This is a genomic window from Wandonia haliotis (assembly GCF_039523435.1).
Lineage (GTDB): Bacteria > Bacteroidota > Bacteroidia > Flavobacteriales_D > Crocinitomicaceae > Wandonia > Wandonia haliotis.
This window is the reverse complement of record NZ_BAAAFH010000017.1, coordinates 1-2,893: the sequence shown is the minus strand read 5'-3', so window position 1 is coordinate 2,893 and position 2,893 is coordinate 1. Positions and strand designations below refer to the sequence as shown.

Genomic DNA, 2,893 nt, shown 5'->3' with positions numbered 1-2,893 from the left:
TTTGTGTACAATTATCATACGCTGGGAGGACAACCATCTAACAGGTTGAACTATGTGGTGGATAATGGTACCGATTATAGCTAGTATGCTGACATCAAATCCGGGCAAGCCACCGGGAATTATACGTACAACAAGATCGGGGAATTGATCGAAGACGCATCGGAAGACATGGAGTTGGAATGGCGATACGGGGATCACAAATTGTCAAAAATTACCCGTACGGATGCAGGGAGTCCAAACATTACCTTTTTATATACTCCCTTTGGTCAACGAGCGATGAAACTGGTTGAGGGGCGTTTCGGAGGATCACTTACAGGCGACCAAAACTTTACGTACTACGCGTACGACGCCAATGGTCAGGTGATGGCCGTGTATGAAATAGCTTTTCCTACAGATAGTTATAAGCTCAACGAACGCCATTTGTACGGAGCCGAACGTTTGGGCGTGAACTCGGAAGAAGTAACCATCTATCAAGGTGGTAATTTTACTTCCTATACCCACAAAGAAGAAGACGTGGTACACAGGGAGGAGAGCGGACATAAACGGTATGAATTATCCAATCATTTAGGGAACGTGCTTGCCGTTATAAATGACCGGAAAATGTGGAACGCTACGGATGGCAACTATGAGGCGGTAGTGATGTCGTGGGCGGATTATTACGTAGGACATGCATTAATGCCTGGTCGTCATGGTAATAGTGGGACATATCGTTATGGTGGGGCAAACGGACAAGAGAAAGTAGACGAAGTAAGCGGAGAAGGTAACCACTACACGGCGGAATATTGGGAATATGATAGCCGTTTATTAAGACGATGGAATCAAGACCCAGTAGTGAAGCATCATGAAAGCCCTTATGCTTGTTTTGCAAATAACCCGATTTGGTTTGCTGACCTAAATGGAGCAGATACGATTGATGTAGTATTTAAACCAAGTGGAGATTTAGATGGTGCAATGCAGGTGGATATCATTAAAGTTGATCAAACGGATGAAGATGTTTTGTGGGTACGATACAAGTATGACGGAGATGATAATTATTTTTATGAGGGTGATGATTTTATAGAGAACACACCTGAGTGGCATTCTGCTCATAGTACGGAAACAGCCTACAAAGATAAAAATAAGATTATTACAAATAATGACAGGGGAGTTTTAGTTGAAAATTGGAAGGTGTGGAAATCCCCAGATTTTGGAGCGAGATATAAAACTAAAGGGAAAGAAGTTAAAAGAGGGAATGAACCCAACGGAAGATCCTACACTTGGTGGGAAGCCAATGTAATAAAACCACCAAGCTACTTGTTATTTGAAGTTAAATTCAATACAGATAAAACATCGTTAAACAATCATAGTGTTGAGAATTGGGATGAGACTTCAAGTGTTTTGTCTCAGATTGTGAATAAGTCTAATAGCGAAGGGTTTGTGCTAAGAAATGGGAATTTATCACCACGTAGAACTGGTATATTAATTGCTGGATATCATTCTCCAAGTGCTGGTAGCTCTACTGGAAATACAAAATTAGCTAAGTTAAGAGCAGAAGTTGTTTACAATTACTTTAAGCAAAAGATTAGTAATGATTTAGAATTAAAACCCGTTTCAGGAGGAGAACTAACTCAAAGTGCATTCATTTTTATTGGTATAAAAGAGTTACTTAATAAGATAAATGTATTATATAACCCACTATCAATAGGAGAGTAATTTATGAAGAAGGTTGTTTTTGTATTATTGCTTTTAACCGCATCGACATCGTTTAGTCAGGATAGTGTATTCGTATACAAAGCAGAGACAAACGAAAGAAATGCTACATTAAATAAGCTTAATTTTGACATTATAGATGTTTGGTCTGCTGATGTTTTTCATGAATCTCACAATTTTAAATTAGACTCTACGAACGGTGTATATCAATGGATTAATAAAGCTTTCTTAACGAAACAGGATGGAGAAATACAAACTGTTTTTTTATCTTGGGGAATGGATGGTGGAGTTAATTCTATATTAACTCGATCTGGTGAAGATGAATTTTTGAATTATTCCATTCTCCACAATAAGTTAAGCATTTACCCTGAATGTGTCACTATACGGAAGGATACACTTATTATAAAAGAATTGCGGATAGTTGACGACCCATTCACTTACGTAGATAGTTGTGTTTATGAAAATTATCTGTATTTCAATAACGGATTATTAAGAAGAATAGAAAGTTATAGTAAATGTCCTTTTGACAAGAAAACTTTAAATCCAAAACATATACAACACTATAATTACTTCACCAATGATAATAATTATTTCATAGAGGTAACTATAACAGACAGGAATAATGTGTTTCAATATAAAGAGTGCTTTAAATATGTTGTGCCTGAAAGATATAAAATGACAAAATTGGAAATGATACGCCCTGCAACGCCATTATATATTCGGTGGGAATTTCTTCCTCTGTTAGTTGAAAATGTTAAAGGAATAACGGAATTGTATTATAATGATGATATACCCGAATAGCGGTAGTGTACCAGATTTATTGATGAATGAAATTTTTTAATTAATCATTTGTTGGTAGTGTTCCAGATGTGTTGATAACAGGAAAATAAAACTTTAATTAACTGATTATCAATAAATATTGAAAGATAGTTCGTTAAAAATGAGTGGATACACCTGTAGGAACAATAGATTTGAGGTCAAAAAAGGATCTTAAATGCAGTCAAATGGTTCTACGTGTATCAAACTTGTACCTGATGAAATGTCGCTACTGTTCGTGTCCTTGTATAAAAAAAGGAAAACTAAAGGAAACTCAACGTTATCAATGTACTGTATGCAAGAAATATCAGCAGGATCAATACAGATACACTTCTTATAAGGTGAGCGATGCAGAACTGGTAGATTTATTAAAAGAAGGAGTAGGAAT

General features: G+C 36.4%; 2 protein-coding genes and 1 pseudogene. All 3 read left to right on the top strand.

Features of this window, described 5'->3' with window-relative positions:
* The first annotated feature begins 144 nt into the window (after positions 1 to 144).
* The gene (locus ABDZ97_RS12255) at positions 145 to 1,692 is read left to right on the top strand and encodes an OmpA family protein (protein ID WP_343788063.1); all 1,548 of its coding nucleotides are present in this window, start codon (positions 145 to 147) and stop codon (positions 1,690 to 1,692) included.
* A gap of 3 nt (positions 1,693 to 1,695) precedes the next feature.
* Complete coding sequence (locus tag ABDZ97_RS12250) at positions 1,696 to 2,490, top strand: hypothetical protein (protein ID WP_343788062.1); 795 nt, start codon at positions 1,696 to 1,698, stop codon at positions 2,488 to 2,490.
* 203 nt (positions 2,491 to 2,693) lie between these two features.
* A pseudogene (locus ABDZ97_RS12245) lies at positions 2,694 to 2,893 on the top strand (hypothetical protein); the annotation flags it as partial.

Coding starts and splice junctions, on each gene's coding strand:
- ABDZ97_RS12250 (WP_343788062.1), top strand. CDS start 1,696: ATGAAGAAGGTTGTTTTTGTATTATTGCTTTTAACCGCATCGACATCG.